We start from the raw sequence: 20,075 nt of genomic DNA, 5'->3' as shown, positions 1-20,075 counted from the left end.
CCACGCGGCTCCTGGCGTCGCCGCTCCCCACCCCCCAGCTACGGGCTCCTCCGTCGCCCTTCCGCTGCCTTGCCCAGGGAAGCGGAGGCCGAGGAATGTGGTGAAAGGCGCTGGGCATGACCTGGGAGCCCGGGAGCGGAAGCGAGGTCTCGGGATCTGAGGGCGGCGTCGGTCGGAGCCGCCGGAGCGGGTCGGCAGGCCGGACCGGGGCGTCGGATGGGGAGCAGCGACCGGGGCGGCCTCGGGTCGGGAGTTGGATGCGGGGGCGGAGCCTCTAGTCAGGGGGCGAGAGCCGGAAGGGGCGGCGCCGATCGAGTCAGGGGCGGGAGCCGGACGAGCAGCGGTTCCTCCGGCGAGGCAGCGGGAGGGCGACGGAGGAGCCCGGAGCTGGGGGATGGGGAGCGGCGACGGCAGGAGCCGCGTGGGCGGAGTCGCGGGCGGGAGTCGCCTGGGCGGGTCTCAGAAGTCGTCGAGTGTGAGGTTGGCGGCTGCTGAGACGCCTTCCAAGTAGCCCTCGGCGCGCTCCGACTTGGGGAAGCGGTGGACGAGGTTCCAGAAGGCGGCGTTGTGGGACGGCTCGACCAGGTGGGCGAGCTCGTGGACGAGGACGTAGTCGACGACCCAGGCGGGCATCGACTGCAATCGGTCGCTCAGGCGGATCGAGCGGTCGGCCGGAGTACAGGATCCCCACCGTCTGTTTTGGTTCGAAACCCAGCGGACTGACGCAGGTTCGGGCACCTCTGGGAGGTGGCGACACGCTAGTTCGTGTGCTCTGGCCAACAATTTTTCGTCCGACACGCGGGATCGGCTGCGCTGCTTCTCGAGGCGCTGGAGCATGGTTTCGACCCAGCGCGCCTCCTCGGCGGCGGACAGCCGGTCGGGCATCAGGACGACCACCCGCTCGCCGTCGCGATAGGCGCTCACGGTCCGCTTGCGGCGCTTGCTGCGACGGATGTCCACATAGGGCGGGATCGAGCGCGGTGGAGACTCGGCCATGCGTCAGACGCTACCGCACCGAATCTTCCAACTTTCTTCTGTCCACACCCTGTGAATTGACGTTTCCGCAGGTCAGGCGGCTTTCAGTGGCAGCCGCGACCAGGTTTGTTCACATCCTGTTCCCCCGTTCGTCCACAGCCTCGAACGGCGCGCCCCACAGCTTGCACACAGGTTTATCCACAGGGGTGGACAACCTGGGCTTGCCACCGGGACGCGGGCCTGGCAGCGTCTGTCCCAGCAGGCTCCCGGACCGCCTCCGGGGCCGCTCGGAGGGGAAGCCGAGTGGTTCCGAAGGCGGACAACCGGGAGCCTGTTCAGTGTCACGACGAATCCCGGAAATGGTTTTCCAAGCGGCACGCGGACCGGGAGTTGCGCTTGAGCGGCTCCCAGCCTGCCGTAGGGTGAATCCCGACTGGGCCGAACGGCCTACGGCAGGACGGTCTGCCGTTAGCATCCACGACGGCCAGGGGTTGATATGCCCCGGCTGGTATTCAGAGCAAGGAGAGGGCCCTCATGGCAGAGACCTGGAGCGGCGAGTTCTACTGCGTCAAGTGCAAGGCCAAGCGCACCGCCGACGGCGAGGTCAAGGTCAACGACAAGGGCACGCGCATGGCCAAGGCCAAGTGCCCCGAGTGCGGTACGAACCTGAACCGGATCCTCGGCAAGGCCTGACGCACCAAGTCGTAGGGGCGGTGGTGGACCTTCGGGTCCACCACCGCCCCTCCGTCGTTTCACCCGGTACGCCGGCCCGCCGGCTGGGGTCGGCGCGGCGACGCCGGCCCGCGTCACGGCGTACGAGATGCCGACGCCCCGGCGTACGGGATGCCCGCGTCGCGGCGTACGAGATCTAGTTGGTACCGGCGCGCGGGTGGGGTGCCGAGGGTCCGGCTTGGGTGACCGGACAGAATGGGGACGTGTCCGACCTCCCCCGCAAGGCGCTCAGCCGTACTGCGAAGCTGGCCAGCCTGCCGCTAGGTGCCGCCGGGCGCGCGACCGTCGGCCTGGGCAAGCGGATCGGCGGTGCTCCCGCCGAGGCTGTGATGGCCGAGTTCCAGCGTCGTACCGCGGATCAGTTGTTCTCCGTCCTGGGTGAACTCAAGGGCGGCGCGATGAAGTTCGGGCAGATGCTGAGCATGATGGAATCGGCGATGCCCGAGGAGTTCGCGGCGCCGTACCGGGCGACCCTCACCAAGCTCCAGGACTCCGCTCCACCGATGCCGGCTTCGACCGTGCACACGATCCTGTCGCGCGAGCTGGGCAAGCGCTGGCGGGACCGGTTCGAGGAGTTCGACGACCTGCCCGCGGCCGCCGCGTCGATCGGCCAGGTCCACCGGGGCATCCTCAAGGACGGCCGCGAGGTCGCGATCAAGCTGCAGTACCCGGGTGCCGCGGAGGCGCTCCGCGCCGACCTGCGCCAGCTCGGCCGGTTCGCGCGGACGTTCGGGTCGCTGTTCCCCGGTCTCGACATGAAGCCGCTGGTCGCCGAGCTGCAGGAACGCATCGGCGAGGAGCTGGACTACGACCGCGAGGCGCAGGCCCAGCAGCAGTACGCCGATGCCTTCAAGGACCACGACGAGTTCGTGGTCCCCCGCGTGATCAAGCACTCCCCCACGGTCATCGTCTCGGAGTGGATCGAAGGCAAGCCGCTGTCGAAGGTGATCACCGACGGCACCAAGCAGGAGCGGGACGAGATCGGACTGAAGTACGTCCGGTTCATGTTCAGCGGACCGCGGTACGCCGGTCTGCTGCACTCCGACCCGCATCCGGGCAACTTCCGGGTGATGCCCGACGGCCGCCTCGGAGTGGTCGACTTCGGGCTCTGCGCGCGGCTCCCCGACGGGCTGCCGCCTGCGATCGGCCGGCTGCTGCGGATCTCGCTCGAGGGCGACGGCGCCGCGGTGCTGGCCGGGCTGCGCCAAGAGGGATTCATCAAGCCGCGGATGGACATCGACCCGGATCAGCTGATGGAGTATCTGGCGCCCTTCGCCGAACCGGCCAGGGGCGACACGTTCCAGTTCAGCCGGACCTGGATGCGCGAGCAGACCAGCCGGACGAGCGACTTCCGCTCCCCCAACGCGACCCTCGGCCTCAAGATCAACCTGCCACCGTCGTACCTGCTGATCCACCGCGTCTGGATCGGCGGCATCGCGGTGCTGTCCCAGTTGGACACCGAAGCCCCGTTCCGCTCGGTCCTCCAGGAACTCCTCCCCGGCTTCGCAGACGACTAGCCCGTACGCCGATCCGCCGCACCCCGAGTACGCCGGGCGCGGCGTGTCGGACTCGCGCAGGTCGACACGTGCTCACCACCAGGCGCTGTCGAGCTTCCCCTCGATGCTGCGGACGTTCTCGCGGGCGCACTGGTCGCAGTACAGGAGTTTGCGGCCGTTCTCGAGCGAGGTCATCCAGGTGATCGGCGCCTCTTCGGTATCGGCCTGCCGGCCGCAGAGGGAGCAGGTTGCATTGGGCATGATCCCAGTATTGAACAGCTAGGCTCCGGCGCATGCGTTGGCTCGTGCACGGCGAAGAAGTGGTGTGGAGCAGTCCCTGGCTGAGGGTGTGCCGGCTGGACGTCGAACAGCCGGACGGCCAGCGGGTCGCCTACGACGCAGTACGGCTCAGTGATGTCGCTGCGACTGTCGTCACCGATGCCGAGCAGCGCGTACTGCTGCTGTGGCGGCATCGGTTCCTGACCGACACCTGGGCGTGGGAGCTGCCGATGGGGATCGTGGAGCCGGGTGAGGCGCCGGTGGACGCGGCGGCGCGGGAGGTCGAGGAGGAGACCGGGTGGCGGCCGGGTCCGCTCACAGCCTTGATCCGCTCCGAACCAGGTGCGGGGATCATCGACTCGACCCATCACGTCTTCCGGGCGACCAGCGCGTCGTACGTCGGGGAACCGGTCGAGCGGAACGAGTCGGACCGGATCGAATGGGTGCCGCTGGCCGACGTACCGGGCATGATCGCCCGCCAGGAGATCGTCAGCGGAATCACCTTGGTGGGTCTGCAACAGGCGATGCTGACCGAGCTGCTCGCGAAGGCCTGAACCCTGGCCGACCCGGACGGATGGGGCGGCCAGGGAGATCAGCACACTGTGGCTGGGTCTGCAGGGCGACGCCGAGGTACCGGCGTACGGCGTACCGGCGTGGACGTGCCGAGGGGCGGCATCCGGGTGGATGCCGCCCCTCGGGCGTTCAGTGTGTCCGGCGCCTGGTCAGAAGTGCCGGGGGTGGTGGTAGATCAGACCAGCCGGGCGAGGGTGAGGCGTGCCTTTGCACTGGCCCTCTCCGCGCGACGGGTGGCCCGCTCGGCCTGCTTCTGGGCCTTGGCGATCTGGGTCGCCAGGTGGAAGCGCCGGTTCTGCTCCGCGTCGTTCAGTTTGGAACGACAATGAGCACGAGCGAGATCTTCTTGAAGTAAATGCATTTCAACTCTCCTGGGTGAAGTCTGGGTCTTCATGGTTTGTCGTCTCGATTCGGGTGGATGGGGTCGTTCAGGCGGCGGTAACGGTGTCGCACTTACGTGGACGCCCACGGGGCCGCTTGCGCGGAACCACAACACCTTGGACGAACAGTTCGCCGCCCCACACTCCCCACGGCTCGGAACGCTCGAGCGCTCCGGCCAGGCACTCGGCCTTGAGCGGGCAGGTGGTGCACAACGACTTTGCGTGCTCGACGTCCGCCGGCGATTCGGCGAAGAAGAGCTCTGGCGCGTAGGACCGACAGGGCAGGTCCTGCGACGTTGCAACCTCGGTGAAGGCATCGAGGAAGCTAACGCTCATTCCGGTCACCTCCTAGTGACTGTCTTGCTGTTCTCTTGCCGTCTTCGACGACCACCGGGTGGTGGCCGACAAAACTGTGTCGGACAAACAAAAGGGCCGCGGGACCCTGGTGAGGGTTCCGCGGCCTTGGAGGTGCCGGCTGACTTCGAGTCAGACCGGTGGACTCCATGCTCGAGAACCCTGACCGCCGTACTTCGCATCGCCCACAGCTGCGCCCCGGAACTGGGCGAAACCGGTGGCCATGAGCACAACGGACGCGTGCGGGCGCGTCGGGACGGCACCCTGGATCTGGGCGCACGACGGCACGCTGACGCCGTTCGGCTTCATCGCGTTGATGGTGATCATTTCCAAGGCACCTCCTCTCGTTGTGGCGAAGCGGGCGGTTAGCTCGATCGCTATGGTTTGAAGTTTTCGGCCACACCCTCGACCGCAGAAAGAACAGTACGCCGACCTCGTCAGGCCCCGCAAACTATTTAACGCCAGTTTGCGAAGTTGGCCGGAAGTTGCCGCCGCGGGGTCCGGATCTTGCTTCCGGGGCACCGTTCCGGCACGCTCCGGCGCCTCTCCGGCACCCTCCGGGATCGTTGCCTCTGTCATCTAATTGCCAGATCTGCCGTCAGCAGAACCTGAGATCTAACAATGCGCCCGCCCCCGCTGACCCCGCAACAACATTTCCCCCTACACCCGAACTGTTTGCCCGAAGGGCAAACGCTCCAGACCTCAGCCCGCACCGCACTCCGAGCCCCCACGACCGTCGGTCTGACGACTGAGCCGCCGTACCCCGAGCCGGGGTGTCCCCCGCTGATCGCCGTACCGCGAGCCGTGGTGGCCGCCGGGCTGAGCGCCCTACTGCAAGCCCGGACGACCGGCGGGGGTCAGCGGGTGCAGATGTTGACGACTGGTTCGCCGTACTTCGAGACCTTGGTGCGGCCGATGCCGGGGATGCGGAGGAGTTCGCGTTCGTCGGTCGGGCGGGTCTCCGCGATCGCGATCAACGTCGCGTCGGTGAAGATGACGAAGGCGGGCATCCCCTCCTCGGCGGCGCGCTCGGCCCGCCACTCGAGCAGGGCGTCGTACAGCTTCTGGTCCATCGAGCCCGGGCAGTCCTCGCACCGGCCGAGTTTGCGGGCGGCCGCCTCGAGCAGGCCGCGGCCGCAGACCCGGCACTTCGGGATCGGCTTGTCCGAGCGCCCCGCCCGTGGCGCACCGGCCCGCACCGACGACGGCTCCCGCTCGCCGGCGCGGGAGCTGCGCACCCCGATCGGGTCCAGGAATCTGGTCGGCCCCCGCTGACCGCGACCGCCCGGTGAGCGCGAGGTCGACCAGCTGACGGACAACTGGTCCTTCGCCCGGGTCACGCCGACATAGAACAGCCGCCGCTCCTCCTCGACCTGGGCCGGGGTCTGGGCGTAGCTGATCGGCAGCGTGCCCTCGTGCGCGCCGACGATGAACACGCAGCCCCACTCCAAGCCCTTCGCCGCGTGCAGGGTGGCGAGCGTGACGCCCTCGGCCAGCGGCGCGTGCTGGATCGACGCGCGCCGGTCCAGCTCGGCCATCAGGTCGGCGAATCCGGCCTCGGGATGTGCCTTGGCGAAATCGGACGTCATCGTGACGAGCGCGGCCAATGACTCCCAGCGATCCCGGACCGCGCCTTTGCCCTCGGGCGGGTCGACCGTCCAGCCGGCACCGCCGAGGATGCCGGTGACGGTCTCGACCAGGTCGTCGTCGGCGGCACTGCCGGCCTTGGCCTGGCCGCGGAGCAGCATCGCCGCCTGCCGGATCTCGGCGCGCTCGAAGAACCGCTCGGCACCTTTCAGTACGGCGGGGATCTTCCGCTCGGCCAGCGCCTGCTCGAAGTTCTCGGACTGGGCGTTGGTCCGGAACAAGATGGCGATGTCGCGCAGCGCCGTACCGGAATCCTGCAGGCGGCTGATCGCGCGGGCGACGGCGTCCGCCTCGGCGACCTCGTCCGGATATTCGCGGTACGTCGGGGTCGGGCCGGCGTCGCGCTGCGAGCGCAGGGTGACCCGGCCGGGCAGACCGGACGGGCCGGCCGCGTCGAGCACCTTGTTCGCCACGTCGACGATCTGCGGGGTGGAGCGGTAGTCGCGGACCAGCTTGATCACCGCGGCGGACGGGTGGCGCTGGGCGAAACGGACCAGGTTCTCCGGGTCGGCGCCGGCCCAGGAATAGATGGTCTGCGCGGGGTCGCCGACCACGCAGACGTCCTCGCGGCCGCCCAGCCACAGGTCGAGCAGGCTCTGTTGCAGCGGGGAGACGTCCTGGTACTCGTCGACCACGAAGGTCCGGTACTGCCGGCGGATCTCGGCGGCGACCCGCTCGTCCTCGGCCAGCAGCGCGACCGCGCAGAGCAGCACGTCCTCCAGATCGATCCGGCCGCGCTCGATCTTGACGTCCTCGTACGCCGCGAAGACGCGCGCGATCGTCGCGGGGTCGAACGCGGCCAGCGCCCGGCCGGACTGCGGCGCGATCTTCGCGTAGTCGTCGGGGCGGACGTTGCTCACCTTCGCCCACTCCACCTCACCAGCCAGGTCGCGCAGTGCCGGGGTGTCGACGCGGACCCGGCAGCGGTTCGCCGCCTCGGTCAGCAGCGGGAACTTCCGGTCGATGATCGGTGGCAGCTCGCCGCCGAACACCTTCGGCCAGAACCACCTCGCCTGCCGGAGCGCGGCCGAGTGGAAGGTCCGGGCCTGGACGCCGTTCGCGCCGAGCTGGGCGAGCCGGCCGCGCATCTCACCGGCCGCGCGCTGGGTGAACGTCACGGCCAGCACGCGGGCCGGGTCGTAGGTGCCCGTGCGCACGCCGTACGCGATCCGGTGGGTGATCGCGCGGGTCTTCCCGGTGCCGGCCCCGGCCATCACGACGACCGGGCCGTGCAAGGCGGTCGCGACGGCTCGCTGCTCGGGGTCGAGGGCCTCGAGCAGCTCGTCGGCGGACCGGCCGGCGACGGCCTGCGTGATGTTGCTCACGGACTGAGACATGCGGGAACAGCACTCCCACTACAGCGGTTCGGATACAAGGTAGAGCCACCCTAGACGGGCCGTCGGACAGAATCCGCAGCCCGGCGTTCAACAGAGACGGAGCAAGCCGACGATGGCGGCATTCACGATGTACTCGACTCCCTGGTGCGGTTACTGCCACCGGTTGAAGGGCCAGCTGAAGCGGGCCGGTATCGAGTTCACCGAGGTCGACATCGAGCAGGTCCCGGACGCCGCGAAGATCGTCGAGAAGGTCAACAACGGCAACCAGACCGTCCCCACCGTCGTCTTCCCCGACGGCACCGCGATGACCAACCCCAGCATCGCCCAGATCGCCGACAAACTGGTCGCCTGACACCCAGTACTACGTACGCCCCGCCGCGCTCCTGACGGGCGGCGGTGCGCTTGCGGGTGATCTGTGGCTGTGGCCGGGCCGTTGGGTGTAGTACAGGCAGATGATTCTCCTGCGAACTCGCCTGCTGGCAGCGTTCACCGCTGCAGCAATGCTTGCGCCGATCGCGCGCTCGGTGCCGGCTGTCGCGCAGCCGGGCGCCGCTGAGAAGGCGCTGACCTTCGGTGCGTGCCCGGCCGAGCTCGCCACGCCGTACCCTGCGCTCACTTGTGCCACGCTGAAGGTCCCGCTGGACTACTCCCACCCGCACGGCGCCACGATCTCGGTGCTGGTGACCAAGCACGCGGCCAACAAGCCTTCGCAGCGGATCGGCTCGCTGGTGGTGAACCCTGGCGGCCCGGGCATCAGCGGCGCGGCGTACGCCGGATCGCTGACCAGACTGGACCCGACCGGCTTCACCCGACTCGACACCGCCGTACTGGATGCGTACGACGTCATCGGCTTCGATCCACGCGGCGTCTTCCTCACCTCGCCGGTCAGCTGCGCCGCCCCTGACCACTTCAACGCACCGCAGCCGGACCCGGACGCCAAGGCGAGCCGACGCGAGCTGTGGAAGCTGTGGAGCAGCTACGCGGACGGGTGCTACGCCAACAACAAGGCGCTCCTTCCCCACCTAGGCACGGTCGACGTCGCCCGGGACATGGACGCCGTCCGCGCCGGTCTCGGTGAGAACAAGCTCAACTACTTGGGTCTCTCCTACGGCACCTACCTCGGCGCCGTCTACGGACAACTGTTCCCACACCGGGTCGGTCGGATGATCCTCGACGGCAACGTCGACCCCACACCGAAAGACCTGTGGTACCAGCTAGCGCTGGCCCAGTCGACCGCCTTGCAGAAACGGTTCGACCACGACTACCTGCAATGGGTAGCGAAGTACGACAACGTCTTCCACCTCGGCACCACCGTCGCAGCCGTCCGCGCTGCCTGGAACAAGACCCTCACCGACTTCCGAACCACCCCACACGGAGTCGTCGGCGGCAGCGAACTGCTCGGCACGGCGTACGGCGTGATGTTCGCCGAAGCCGCCTGGATCCCGTTCACCGAGGCACTCAGCGCCTACGCCGTCGACGGGGACGGCAGCCTCCTGACCGACTTCGCCGCCCCCGACCTGAGCGCCGACACCGAACAGGCCACCGCGAGCTTCACCTCGGTGATCTGCGCCGACTCGGCCTGGCCGCGCCAGCGATCGACGTACGAGAAAGACGCCGCCAGGCTTGCCAAGACCTCACAATTCGCCTGGTACAACATGTGGACCAGCGCCAGCGCCTGCCAGAACTGGGCCTTCGACAACAACAACCCACCCAAGATCACCGGCAAGGGGCTGCCCGGCATCCTGCTCTTCAACTCCATCGGCGACCCCGGTACGCCGTACGCCGGTGCGCTGAAGATGCACAAGGCGCTGCCGACCTCGATCCTCGTCACCGAACGAAACTCCGGCAAGCACGGCGTGTTCGCCAACCCCCACGCCACAGTCAACGCGGCAGCAAACGCCATCGGCACGCACTACCTGCTCACGGGCGAACTCCCCACCACCGACACCGCCGTGGCGGGACACCCCCTACCGATCCCAACCCCAGCCGCAGGCACGCACCCCTGACGCTTCTCGACGTTGCCCAGTAGCTGGTCGCGCGCCGGCTGTGGGTGGGATCTTTGGTGGGTGGATCTTGAGCTGGGGGCTGTGGAGTGTTTTGTCGCGGTGACGGCGCAGCGGCATTTCGGGCGGGCTGCGGCGGAGTTGGGGATCTCGGTGTCTGCGGTGACCAAGCGGATTCAGCGGCTCGAGGCTGACCTCGGTGTGCCGCTGATCGAGCGGGACTCGGGCGGGTTCATGGGGTTGACGGCCGCTGGGCAGCGGTTCGTGCAGGTCGCGCCCGAGTTGCTGCGCGCAGTACAGACGGCCCGGTTTGCTGCCGCGGGTGAGCCGGACACGACGCTGAGACTGGCGGTGCCGGCCGGTGTCGGAGTCGTGGCGCCGCTGCTGCCCGCCGCGCTGGCGAGCCTGGAGCTGGCCCTGCGGCACACGCATCCGGGCGTCGCCGTCGAGTCGGTGCCGACACCGTTCCCCAGGCTGAAGCCGGAACTGCTCAGCTGCGCGGTGGACCTCGTGCTGACCTTCGGAGCCTCAGCTGAGCCGCAGGTGCAGTCGACGCGGCTCTCGCAGATCTACCGCGTCGGCCTGGTCAGCGGGAACCATCCGCTGGCCCGTCGGCGTACGGTCCCGGTCGAGGAGTTCGCCCGGCTGCCGATGCTGCTCAATCCGGAGCTGCCCGACGACTACATGCTCCCGTTCGTCCTGGCCGATGTCCGCCCGCTCACCAAGGCGACCCTCGTCCCGATCGACGCCTCGAACACCGCCCACGTCGCTCAGCGGATCCTGCTCGGCCGGGAGGTGACGGTCGTGCCGGTGGCGCTGACGGCGAACCTTCCGCCCGAACTCAAGCGCATCGGACTCACCGGCGTCCCGCCGACCTATTACTACACCCACCACCGCCGCGACGACCTCCGGCCGGAACTCCGTACGGCGATCGAGCTGATGGCCGATTTCACCGACTCCATCTCGCGCGCGGCCCTGGCCCTCGACCGCTGACCCGGGCGAACCGCACGACCCGGATCCGCGCCCTGTTTCCCGGCTGGAAACAGATCACCTCCGCGGTCCGCCGATGGCTACCTTCGGTCTATCGGTCGCCCGCTGAGGGCGGGGAAGGGGTGGAGTCGTGCGCGCATGGATTCTGGTCGTCATCGGGGCAGTTCTCCCGCTCGTGGGAGGTGCTTCGCTCGGCAGCATCACGGCGACCGAGGGCTCGCACACGTGGTCCTATCCGGTCCAGCCGGCGGCCTTCCTGTGGATGTCGGTCGTTCTGGCGATCGCGCACCTGCTGGTCCTCGTCGGCTATCTCGAAGTGGCCCGGCGGACGACCGGCCTCGGCTCGACCCTCGCCAGAGTCGGCGCGGCAGGGACCGCCGCCGTCGCCCTTTGCGAGTTGTGGTCCGGTCTCGTGGCCCGTACGGACCTCGACGCTCCGGTGCTCACCGCGCTCGACGTCGGCTACGCGATCAGTGGCTTGGTCATCGTCGTGGGCACGATCGGAAGCGGACTGGTACTGCGAGGCACCGGCTCCCGCTTCGCTCTGCCGCTGCTGGTCAACGGATCGTTCCTCGCCGTTGCTCTGCTGGTGAGGTTCTTCGCGAGTGACGGGCTGGGCATCGCGGCCCTCACCTTGTGGAGCCTGTCGTACTGCTGGCTGGCGCTGAGCCTGAGGGCTGCGTCGAGGACGAGGCAGGCGGCGGTGTCCGGCCTACCAACTGCCGGTTAGTTCCTTGCCGTACCAGCCTTCGATGAGGCGGCGGGAGATCGAGATGTTGCCGGGCAGGGCCATGGTGCCGGCTTCGACGAGTTCGGCGAGATCGGCGCGGCTGAACCACTTGGCCTCGGCGATCTCGTCCTGATCGACGTTGATGTCGTAGCCGGTCGCGGTGGCGTAGAAGCCGAGCATCAGGCTGGACGGGAGCGGCCACGGCTGGCTGCCGGCGTACTGGATGTCGTCGCCGATGACCACGCCGGTTTCCTCGAAGACCTCCCGGCGTACTGCGGCCTCCAGCGACTCGCCGGGCTCCACGAAGCCGGCGAGGGTTGAGTAGCGTCCCTCCGGCCACGCCTCGTTGCGGCCGAGCAGTGCGCGGTCCTGGTCGTCGGTGACGAGCACGATGATCGCCGGGTCGCTGCGCGGGAAGTGGCTCAGTCCGCACACCGGGCAGCGCCGTACGTGTCCCGCGTCCACTACCTCGGTGTGGTTGCCGCAGTTGGCGCAGTGCGTGTGTACGGCGTGCCAGTTGGACAGCCCGACCACGTTGACCGCGATCCCTGCCTCCCGGTCGTCCAGCACGCCACCGATCTCCCGCAGCCCGGCATACGACTCGTCTGCCTCGCCATCGACCAGTACTGCGAAGACAGCGCGCCCGTCCGCCGTCTGCCCGGCCCCGGCGACTCGATCGATCCCCAGGAAGATCCGCACACCCTCAGGCGCAGCAGCGGGCGGCACCAGGCGCAACGACGTACGGTCGTCCTCTACTGCGAGCTTGTCGCCCATCACCAAGGTCACCTGCGTATCGGCGGCGGCCCAGGCCTTGTCCAGCCACTCCACGTCGCGCCGCCGGTCGGCAGCACGGTCTAGGACGGAGCGGGACAGCGACAGGGAACCGGGAGCGATGGAGTAAGCCACGTCCTCAACGTATCTCGCCCGGCACCCATGGGAGGATCCCGGCATGAGTATTCACATCGCCGCCGAGAAGGGGCAGATCGCGCCGCGCGTGCTGTTCCCCGGCGACCCACTGCGGGCCAAGTGGATCGCCGAGACCTACCTGTCCGACGTGATCTGCTACACCGAGATCCGGAACATGTTCGGGTTCACCGGCACCTACAAGGGTGAGCAGGTCTCCGTCCAGGGCTCCGGGATGGGTCAGGCGTCGGCCTCGATCTACGCCAACGAGCTGTTCGCCGAGTACGACGTACAGACCCTGATCCGGGTCGGTACCTGCGGCGCGCTCACCGAGAAGGTGAAGATCCGCGACGTGATCGTGGCGATGTCCGCCAGCACCGACTCGCAGATGAACCGGCTGCGCTTCCACGGCATCGACTACGCGCCGACCGCCGACTACCAGCTGCTGCGCGCGGCCGCCGACGCCGCCGAGGCGGCCGGGCTGAACGTGCACGTCGGCCAGGTGTTCTCCGGCGACCTGTTCTACAACGACCGTCCCGACCTGGTGTCGCGCACGGCGGAGTACGGCGTACTGGGCATCGAGATGGAGGCAGCGGCGCTCTACACGCTGGCCGCCAAGTTCGGACGCCGTGCGCTCGGGATCATGACGGTCTCTGACCACCTGATCACCAAGGAGGAGACCAGCGCCGAGGAGCGCCAGACCACCTTCTCCGAGATGATCACGATCGCCCTCGACGCAGCGATCGAGGTGCCGGTCTGAACCGCTGGGGCGCCGTACTGCTGAGCACTGCCCTGCTCGCCGGTACTGCGGCCTGTTCCAGCGACAAGACCACCTCCACCGACAAGCCGGCCACTACCGCGCCGGCCTCTGACCAGCCCAGCTCCAGCCAGCCGACCGAGAAGGCTTCGGAGAACTCGACAGCGCCGATCAAGGCGACGGCTGTCGTGGCGGGTCTCGCCAGTGCGGGCTACAAGTGCAGCAACGACGGCACGTACGCGATCTGTACTTCGGGGCCTGCGGCCGTCTGGGTGCTCACCGGTAGCCACCCGCGGCCGCCGGTGGTGTCACTGCACTCCGCTGGTCCGGTGGCGACGGCATCGGCAGCCATCGCCAAGGTGCTGCCACAGGCGCTCGAGATCGCGCACATCGGTCAGAGCCAGCAGATCACCGACTGGTTCGCGAAGCAGAACGGCAAGACGAGCGGGCAGCTGTCCGCTGGTGACTGGCAAGTCGACTACTCGGCCGAGATCGACACCGAGGAGCCGGGCGCGTCCCTGAGCCTGATGGACAAGCTCTGCAAGGCCAACTGCACGGCTGAATGACCCAAGGAGGTGGAACCGCTACCGAGTAGCGGTTCCACCTCCTTGTTCTAGGTCTCCCCGCCAGTGCCAGTACTACGGCCCGCCGCCGGCGGGTGGCTGGTCAGGAGCCGGCTGCGCCGCCTGCACTGGAGCTGACGACGATGGCGGCGGTGATCGCGGCCTGCATGTCCTGGACCGCCTTGCGAACGGCCTCCGCGGCCCACTCGGACTCGGCGATCTCCTTGGCCCGGCGCTTGAGCGCCTTCTTGTCCACCGCGTCGGTGATGACCTTCGGCACCACGTTCAGCGCGTTCAGCAAAGCGATGAGTGCCGCGGTGCGCTCGTCCGGTTGAGTACCGAGCTTGAGCACGCTCTCCAGCGCAGTACGGACTTCTGCCTCGTGCCGCGCGTCCTTGGCCGGCCAGCGGGTGACCGGGAACAGCCCGAGCACGCGCCCCTTGTCCGCCTCCAGAACACCGCGCTCCACCAGCCGGGCGAGAACCTGATCGCGGAGCTTCTTCGACAGCTTGCTCATCAGGTTCTTCGGCTTCTGGCCGGACTTCTCCGCCAGCATCGCCAGCCGCTCGTCCAGGATCGCGTCGCCGGTCGACGACGTGTCCAGGACCTTCAACCGACCTTCCTTGACGTCCTCACCGGCTACAGCGATGTCGACCCGGCCGAGCAGCGTCAGCTCGATCAGCACCGCGCCCGCAAGTGAGTAGTCCAGTCCAGGGTTGCCCGTGATCGGCTTGCCGCTCTCGTCGTTGTACAGCAGCAACAACAGGTCCTCTGCAATCAACATGCCGTCCAACGTAGGGCCGACCCACCCAGGCGGTCATCAACCATAGGTATTAGTCACCGCATCCTCCGCAAGACTGTTACTCGGCTCAGGCTGCAGCGAACGCTTCAGTGCTTGCCGTCCGGGTAGCGGTGGCCGTTGAGGATTACTGGCTCGCCGAGCTCCGCGGCTACCTCGGCGAGGAAGTTGGGGCAGAAGTAGTACCAGCTGATCGAGCGGACCTTGCCGTCCTCGGCCACGACGCGCATGAGGTCGTTGACCGAGGACTTGCCGTCGCTGTCGACCAGGCGGATCACCAGCACGGTCTCGCCCCACAGGTCGACCACTTCGGCCGTGTAGCGGTACGGCTTGGTCAGGTCGAGGGTGTGCTCGATCGACCCGTCGCGAATCTGCTCGGCGCCGCACTCGTTCAGCATGCCGAGGATCTCGCTGTCGGCGTTCTCCAGCAGAAGCGACGTCAACCGCGGTACGTCGTACGCCGTGAACGCGGCGGCCACTGCGTCCAGGAGCCGCCGATCCGGTTCGGCCCGGCCTCGGAGCGAGACGGCGCGGTCGGGTGCGTCCAGGCGGGTCCGGCCGCGATGCAGGGCGGCCTTGACGGCGCCGGTACTCGTTCGGAGTACGTCGGCCACTTCTGCCAGGCTGAAGCCGAAGAGGTCCTTCAGTGCGAGGGCGGCTCGTTCCTGTGGGGGCAGCAGGGTCACCAGTTCTCTCCAGGCGTCGCGGACCTCGATGGGGTCGGTAGCAGGCGGCGCCGTCTGCTCGGGGAGTTCTGCGGGCACCGGGAGCTGCTTGCGGTAGCCGTCGACGTACGTGTTGGTGGCGACCCGGAACAGCCAGGCGCGCGGGTTCTGGATCGGCGCGTTCGCCTGTGCTGCCTGGTTGAACGCTCGGGCGAGCGATTCCTGAACGAGGTCCTCCGCGTCGTACGCGTTCCCGGCCAGTCTGCGGCAGTAGGCATACAGATCCTTCCGCAACGGCTCCAGCCGATCCAGAAAGTCCTTCCGAGCCTGCCGCGCAGCTCGCACCGCCGGCAGATCCAGCTCCGTGGTCACCACTACATCTTGAACGGTCATACCTCTACGGACGGCTGGAGACACCGGAAGGATACGGACGGATCCGGCTGTGGATAACTTCCGCGGGCCTCGGGCGAAATCCGCGAAGCTTGTCGGGTGATGACTGGAAAGCTACGAACGACGCCGGACAGCGGCGCGCTGCCCAGGAGGGGTGGGCATCGCTATGAGGTGGTGGACGGAAAGCTGCTGGTGACCGGCGCTCAAGCGTCGGTTCACCACGCCGCGGTGGTCGGGTTGCTGGTCCGACTCAAACAGGCTTGCCCGTCGGAGCTCCTCGTCACCGTTGGGTCGCTCGACTTCCGGCCGGTGCCGGGCGTCTCACTCCGCCCCGATCTGATGGTCTGCCGTCGCGACGAGGCCGGCCCGCAAATCGTCGTACGGCCTCCGCTGCTCGCCGTCGAGGTCATCTCCGCCAGCACCCGCGTCACCGACGTGGTCCTCAAACGCACCCGCTACGAGCAGTACGGCGTCCCGTCGTACTGGCTCCTCGACCCCGACAACCAGGAACTCACCGTCCTCCACCTCACCAACCACACCTACACCTGCCACACAGTCGTCCAATCCGAAGAACTCTTCGAAACCGATTCCCCTTTCCCGCTCACCTTTTCCCCCGCCGAACTACTCAGCTGATGGGGCACAGGGCAACCAAGGGCAGATCTCGATCTGCCCTCCCCCGGTCCCACACATCTAGGAACAGTGGTCCGATGACCACGGAGGAGGCACCATGGGACTCGTGCAGACACTTGACCCGGGCGGTTACACGATGGGCGATCTCGACGCCCTGCCGGACGACGGGAAGCGGCGCGAGCTCGTGGACGGGATGCTGCTGGTGACGCCTGCGCCGTTACCGATTCATCAGACGGCTGTTCTGCAGCTCGGTAGTCGCTTGCTGCTCGCCTGCCCGAAGAGTCTCAAAGTCTTCGTTGCGCCATTGGACTTCCGACCGACTGCACAACGATCCTTGCAGCCGGATGTGCTCGTCTGTCGCAAGGAGGATGTCGGACCGACCTCGATCGAACGGCCGCTGCTGTTGGCAGTCGAGATCTTGTCATCCTCTACCCGGATGAAGGACCTACTCCTGAAGCGTGGGGTCTATGAGGAGTCTGGAGTCGTCTCGTACTGGATGTTCGATCCGATGGCCGAGCAGTTGACGGTGCTGGAGTTGGTCGACGGGCACTATGTCGAGCGGGCCGTTGTCAAAGGCAGTGACGCCTTTGAGGCCGAGTTGCCGTTCCCCGTGCGGGTCGTGCCGGCGGAGTTGGTGGATTAGCTGGTCAGGAGGGCCGCCAGGGCTGGTTTGCCGGGGAGGTTTTCGGGGTGGACTACGTCGCCGGTGCGGACGTAGTAGAAGGCGGCGGTGACCTGGTCGACGGGGATGCCGAGGAGTTCGGCCCAGGCGACTCGGTAGATGGCCAGCTGGAGTGGGTCGGCGGTTTCGGAGCGGCTGGTTTTCCAGTCGATCACCTCGTAGCCGCGCGAGCCGTCCGAGCGGACCACCTGATAGACGGCGTCGATCCGGCCGCGGACCACTCGGCCGCCGATCGACAGGGCGAACGGGGCCTCGATCTCGTACGGCATCTTCTCGCCGTACGGGCCGACCCGGAACGCGTCCATCAGCTCGGTCAGGTCCGTGTCGTCGACGATCCCCTCGTCCGCCGCGCCGGGCAGGTCGTCGGGGTCGATCAGGAACTGCTGGCCGAAATAGCTCTCCACCCAGGCGTGGAACCTGGTGCCGAAGCGCGCCGCCCGGTTGGGTTTGCGCGGCATCGGCCGGGCCAGTTCGGACGCGAGCCCGTCCGGATCCTTCGCCAGCCGCATCACCTGGGTCGCGGACAACGAGGCCGGCAACTCCACGTCGTACGCCTGCCGGCTCCGGCTTTCCCTTGCCTCTGACAACAACCGCTCGAGCTCGGAGTCCCAGCGCGCCACCGTCGCCTGCTCGTCCAGCAGCAACGACTCCTCGGCATCGAGCGACGGCCCTTCGGCGCGGGCCTGCTGCACCAGCGCCACCGACTCGAGCCGCCGTTGGTACGCGTCCGCGTCGTACGGCGCGGGCCAGGGCGCCTGGGTCTGCTCGGCCAGCTCCGGGTTCTCGGCGGAAAGCTCAGGCTGCTCCGCCCAGGAGATGACCCGCTCCCCCGCGTGCTTCTTCAGCACTTCCAGGTACGACGAGGGCCCGCGCGGGCGCTTCTGCGTCGGACCCCACCAGTGCCCGGTAGCGACGAGCAACTCCTTCGCCCGGGTGAACGCGACGTACCCGAGCCGGCGTTCCTCCAGTGAGTTGACCTCCTTGCACTCGTCCGCGAACGCCTTCAACCCCGCGTTCGACAGGTCGTGAAAGTCGGGCAGCGTGTCGGCGTCACCACGCAACGGCCAGGGCAGCACCTTCGCGTTGGTGGTCCACTTGTCCCGGCCGCGATCCGACGGGAACACCTTCTGCACCAGCGTCGGCACGAACACGACCGGCCACTCCAACCCTTTGGACCGGTGCGTGGTCAGCAGCTTCACCGAGTCGGCTTCACTCGGTACGGCGAGGTCGAGGCCGGCCGCATACTCCTCCTCGGCCGCCAGATAGGCGAGCAGCCCGTCGAGTGATCCGTCCGACTCGGTCGAGACAAAGTTGCCCACGGCATCGAGAAAAGCGGCCAGGTGATCGCGCCGACCGGAGTCCACGTGATCAGGGGTCGCAGTGAGCTCGACGTCCAGCCCGATCGTGCTGATCACCCGGCGGACCAGATCGAGCAGCGGCTCACCGGCATGCGCGCGCAGTTCACGCAACTCTGCCGACAACTCGTGAAATCTCGAGAGCGCCTCCGCCGAGTATCCCCAGCCCTCTGGCCCCGGATCGTCGACGGCCTCGGCCAGCGAGATCACCTCGGTCGAGTCCATCCCGGCGACGGCCGCGTCCAGCGCCGCGACCAGGTCGTCGGCGGCCGGGCGATCGCCCGCGTCGGCGAGGATGCGCGATCGGTTCGCGAGCAGAGCCAGGTCGCGATGGCCGATCCGGTACCGCGGACCCGTCAGGATCCGGAGCATCGCCGCATTCGCGGTCAGGTCGTTGACCGCCTGGAGTGTGGCCACCACATCGACGACCTCGGGCAGCGCGAGGAGTCCACCGAGGCCGACCACCTCGACCGGCACCTTGCGCGCGATCAACGCCTCGTGGACCGCACTGAGGTCGGTATTCGTCCGCATCAGGATGCCGATGTCCTTCCACCGGCGGTTCGTGGTCTTGTGCGCGGCGACGATCGCGTCCGCGACCCACTCGATCTCCTGCGACCGCGTCTCGAACAGGCCGACGGTGATCGCTCCCTCGGGCGCGTTCTCCGGCGCCTCCAGTGGAATCACGCCGGGATGCTGCTCGTACAGCTCGGCGGCGTGCTGGTTGGCCGCGGCCAGGATCTTGCTGCCGCAGCGGCGGTTCACGCTCAGCACGTAGCGCCTCGCCGGCGTACCGTCCGCGCTCGGGAAGTGCTCGGGGAACTCGTCCAGGTTCGCCACCGAAGCGCCGCGCCAACCGTAGATCGCCTGGCACGGGTCGCCGACGGCCGTGACCGGATGCCCGCCGCCGGAGAACAAGGCGGTCAGCATCCGCCGTTGCGACACCGAGGTGTCCTGGTACTCGTCGAGCAGCACGACCTTGTACCGCGCTCGCTCGATCAGCGGGACTTCCGGGCACTCCTCGGCCAGCCGCGCGCCGAGCGCCATCTGATCCGCGAAGTCGACCACGCCCCGCTCGGCCTTGTACGCCTGGTACTCCTCGACCAACTGCAGGATCTCGTTCCGCTTCAGCGCGGTCTCGGCCAGCTTCTTCACGTCGACGGTCTGCTTGCGCGCCGCCGCCACCTCGGCCCGGACCGCCTCGTCGTGAGCCCGCACGTCATCGGCCCGGATCAGGTGGTCCGCGAGTTCGCCGTCGAGCGAGAGCAGGCTGTTGACCAGGGTCGGCACGTGATGGGACGCGAAGCGAATCGGCCCGGCGGAACGGCGTACGACGCGTCCCGCGAGCTGGTACCTCGTCGCGTCGGCGAGCACCCGGACGTCCGGCTCGAGGCCGAGTCGCAGGCCATGCTCGGCAATCAAGGTCCCGGCGAAGGCGTGGTACGTCGAGACGACCGGCTCCCCGGCGTCTTCGGTGTGCCAGGCCTCGAGGTTGCTCCGCAGGTGTGCCGCGAGGATCGGGTGCTGATCAGGCGGCAGCGTGGATCCGAGAACGCCCGCTTTGGTGAGGTCGTCGCGAATCCGTACGTCGAGCTCGTTCGCCGCCTTCTTGGTGAAGGTCAGCCCGAGCACCTCCTCCGGCTGGACTTGGCCCGTGCAGATCAACCAGACGACGCGGGCAGCCATCGCGGTGGTCTTGCCTGATCCGGCGCCGGCCACGATCACCCCCGGCGCGAGCGGCGCGGTGATCGCCTGCAACTGCTGGTCGCTGAACGGAATCTCGAGAAGGTCGCAGAGCTCAGCCGTCGAGGTGAGCTTCGCCCGGGTCACCGGCCGCT

At 68.1% G+C, this 20,075-nt stretch carries 21 protein-coding genes; 11 read left to right on the top strand and 10 right to left on the bottom strand.

All coding sequences use genetic code 11. The features are described from left to right. Positions 1–459: 459 nt before the first annotated feature. A complete protein-coding gene (locus EV138_RS26020; protein ID WP_133981372.1) occupies positions 460–996 on the bottom strand; it encodes a M48 family metallopeptidase in 537 nt (178 codons plus the stop codon). A 513-nt stretch (positions 997–1,509) separates the two neighbouring features. Here EV138_RS26020 and EV138_RS37385 point away from each other — a divergent pair. Together EV138_RS37385 and EV138_RS26015 are read left to right on the top strand one after the other, a co-directional pair. After that, positions 1,510–1,668 (top strand): DUF5679 domain-containing protein, encoded by a 159-nt coding sequence (locus EV138_RS37385; protein ID WP_012922897.1) that lies wholly within the window; start codon positions 1,510–1,512, stop codon positions 1,666–1,668. A gap of 242 nt (positions 1,669–1,910) precedes the next feature. Continuing rightward, a complete protein-coding gene (locus tag EV138_RS26015) occupies positions 1,911–3,224 on the top strand; it encodes an ABC1 kinase family protein (protein WP_133981371.1) in 1,314 nt (437 codons plus the stop codon). Between the two features lie 72 nt (positions 3,225–3,296). On the opposite strand, the gene EV138_RS37380 is transcribed toward EV138_RS26015, so the two are convergent. Beyond that, positions 3,297–3,464: a hypothetical protein gene (locus EV138_RS37380; protein ID WP_166678683.1), complete on the bottom strand. Its 168-nt coding sequence runs from the start codon at positions 3,462–3,464 to the stop codon at positions 3,297–3,299. Between the two features lie 32 nt (positions 3,465–3,496). On the opposite strand from EV138_RS37380, the gene EV138_RS26010 reads away from it, so the two are divergent. Continuing rightward, positions 3,497–4,036 carry an NUDIX hydrolase gene (locus tag EV138_RS26010; RefSeq protein WP_133981370.1) on the top strand — a complete coding sequence of 180 codons (540 nt, stop codon included), beginning with the start codon at positions 3,497–3,499 and terminating at the stop codon, positions 4,034–4,036. Between the two features lie 194 nt (positions 4,037–4,230). Here EV138_RS26010 and EV138_RS26005 read toward each other — a convergent pair whose 3' ends face one another. The 4 genes from EV138_RS26005 to EV138_RS25990 form a co-directional block, all read right to left on the bottom strand. Next, complete coding sequence (locus tag EV138_RS26005; protein WP_500778644.1) at positions 4,231–4,524, bottom strand: putative WhiB-interacting protein; 294 nt, start codon at positions 4,522–4,524, stop codon at positions 4,231–4,233. Further along, a complete protein-coding gene (locus EV138_RS26000; RefSeq protein WP_112243984.1) occupies positions 4,484–4,771 on the bottom strand; it encodes a WhiB family transcriptional regulator in 288 nt (95 codons plus the stop codon). Before EV138_RS26000 ends, EV138_RS26005 begins: the two co-directional genes overlap by 41 nt. Before the next feature lie 150 nt (positions 4,772–4,921). Continuing rightward, a complete protein-coding gene (locus EV138_RS25995; RefSeq protein WP_133981369.1) occupies positions 4,922–5,116 on the bottom strand; it encodes a hypothetical protein in 195 nt (64 codons plus the stop codon). Between the two features lie 530 nt (positions 5,117–5,646). Next, positions 5,647–7,773 (bottom strand): ATP-dependent DNA helicase UvrD2, encoded by a 2,127-nt coding sequence (locus tag EV138_RS25990; RefSeq protein ID WP_133981368.1) that lies wholly within the window; start codon positions 7,771–7,773, stop codon positions 5,647–5,649. A 112-nt stretch (positions 7,774–7,885) separates the two neighbouring features. Between EV138_RS25990 and EV138_RS25985 the strand changes: the two genes are divergently transcribed. The 4 genes from EV138_RS25985 (at position 7,886) to EV138_RS25970 (ending at position 11,496) form a co-directional block, all read left to right on the top strand. Further along, on the top strand, positions 7,886–8,125 hold the full coding sequence (locus tag EV138_RS25985) for a mycoredoxin (RefSeq protein WP_112243990.1): 240 nt from the start codon (positions 7,886–7,888) through the stop codon (positions 8,123–8,125). A 100-nt stretch (positions 8,126–8,225) separates the two neighbouring features. After that, positions 8,226–9,779, top strand: coding sequence for an alpha/beta hydrolase (locus tag EV138_RS25980; RefSeq protein ID WP_133981367.1), 1,554 nt, complete (start codon positions 8,226–8,228; stop codon positions 9,777–9,779). Positions 9,780–9,839: 60 nt separating this feature from the next. Next, positions 9,840–10,769 (top strand): LysR family transcriptional regulator, encoded by a 930-nt coding sequence (locus EV138_RS25975; protein ID WP_166678682.1) that lies wholly within the window; start codon positions 9,840–9,842, stop codon positions 10,767–10,769. A 127-nt stretch (positions 10,770–10,896) separates the two neighbouring features. Next, complete coding sequence (locus tag EV138_RS25970) at positions 10,897–11,496, top strand: hypothetical protein (protein ID WP_133981365.1); 600 nt, start codon at positions 10,897–10,899, stop codon at positions 11,494–11,496. On the opposite strand, the gene nudC is transcribed toward EV138_RS25970, so the two are convergent. Next, positions 11,479–12,402 carry an NAD(+) diphosphatase gene (gene nudC, locus EV138_RS25965; RefSeq protein WP_166678681.1) on the bottom strand — a complete coding sequence of 308 codons (924 nt, stop codon included), beginning with the start codon at positions 12,400–12,402 and terminating at the stop codon, positions 11,479–11,481. The two genes, EV138_RS25970 and nudC, sit on opposite strands and share 18 nt — an antisense overlap. 43 nt (positions 12,403–12,445) lie before the next feature. On the opposite strand from nudC, the gene deoD reads away from it, so the two are divergent. Continuing rightward, positions 12,446–13,159 carry a purine-nucleoside phosphorylase gene (deoD, locus tag EV138_RS25960; protein ID WP_133981364.1) on the top strand — a complete coding sequence of 238 codons (714 nt, stop codon included), beginning with the start codon at positions 12,446–12,448 and terminating at the stop codon, positions 13,157–13,159. A gap of 185 nt (positions 13,160–13,344) precedes the next feature. Further along, positions 13,345–13,722 (top strand): hypothetical protein, encoded by a 378-nt coding sequence (locus EV138_RS25955; protein WP_238158356.1) that lies wholly within the window; start codon positions 13,345–13,347, stop codon positions 13,720–13,722. A 100-nt stretch (positions 13,723–13,822) separates the two neighbouring features. Here the strand turns inward: EV138_RS25955 and EV138_RS25950 are convergent, their stop codons facing one another. Next, entirely contained in the window at positions 13,823–14,503 is a 681-nt protein-coding gene (locus EV138_RS25950) for a GOLPH3/VPS74 family protein (protein WP_133981362.1), read from the bottom strand. 104 nt (positions 14,504–14,607) lie between these two features. After that, positions 14,608–15,555, bottom strand: coding sequence for a sigma-70 family RNA polymerase sigma factor (locus EV138_RS25945; RefSeq protein ID WP_166678680.1), 948 nt, complete (start codon positions 15,553–15,555; stop codon positions 14,608–14,610). A gap of 120 nt (positions 15,556–15,675) precedes the next feature. On the opposite strand from EV138_RS25945, the gene EV138_RS25940 reads away from it, so the two are divergent. Both EV138_RS25940 and EV138_RS25935 read left to right on the top strand, forming a co-directional pair. Beyond that, the gene (locus tag EV138_RS25940; protein WP_133981360.1) at positions 15,676–16,206 is read left to right on the top strand and encodes a Uma2 family endonuclease; all 531 of its coding nucleotides are present in this window, start codon (positions 15,676–15,678) and stop codon (positions 16,204–16,206) included. 94 nt (positions 16,207–16,300) lie between these two features. Next, positions 16,301–16,846: a Uma2 family endonuclease gene (locus EV138_RS25935; protein ID WP_133981359.1), complete on the top strand. Its 546-nt coding sequence runs from the start codon at positions 16,301–16,303 to the stop codon at positions 16,844–16,846. On the opposite strand, the gene EV138_RS25930 is transcribed toward EV138_RS25935, so the two are convergent. Next, positions 16,843–20,067, bottom strand: coding sequence for an ATP-dependent helicase (locus EV138_RS25930; protein WP_133981358.1), 3,225 nt, complete (start codon positions 20,065–20,067; stop codon positions 16,843–16,845). The two genes, EV138_RS25935 and EV138_RS25930, sit on opposite strands and share 4 nt — an antisense overlap. Positions 20,068–20,075 lie beyond the last annotated feature (8 nt).

It is taken from the genome of Kribbella voronezhensis (genome assembly GCF_004365175.1).
Taxonomy (GTDB): Bacteria; Actinomycetota; Actinomycetes; order Propionibacteriales; family Kribbellaceae; genus Kribbella; species Kribbella voronezhensis.
The sequence above is the reverse complement of the archived record's forward strand: the minus strand, read 5'-3'. Positions and strand labels throughout refer to the sequence as shown.